Annotated in this window: 1 pseudogene; it reads right to left on the reverse strand. The window is 60.5% G+C overall.

Annotated features, from left to right (window positions below):
* Window positions 1–253: pseudogene (locus tag QP415_RS11835) on the reverse strand (hypothetical protein); the annotation flags it as partial.
* Window positions 254–271: the final 18 nt, after the last annotated feature.

Genomic DNA, 271 nt, shown 5'->3' on the forward strand with positions numbered 1-271 from the left:
CGTCGGCGGTCGCCGACTGAGTCGGATCCAGTGAACAGGAAGGCGCCTCGGCCGAAGATTCGACGACCGTCACCTCAATCTGGACGTAGTTACCCGTGACTCCATCACCGATCATCACCTGGTGAGAGGAGCCAACCGTCCATGATGCAGGCAGGTCAAGATCAACGGAAAAAGCTCCATCAGCGTCGACCTTTGCCACCGACCACGCAGCCTTATTACGCGCCACCGACACGGGAGCCCAGGACGGAAGCACAACATCGTCGGGACGCCG

Source organism: Pauljensenia sp. UMB3104, from assembly GCF_030217285.1.
Classification (GTDB): domain Bacteria; phylum Actinomycetota; class Actinomycetes; order Actinomycetales; family Actinomycetaceae; genus Pauljensenia.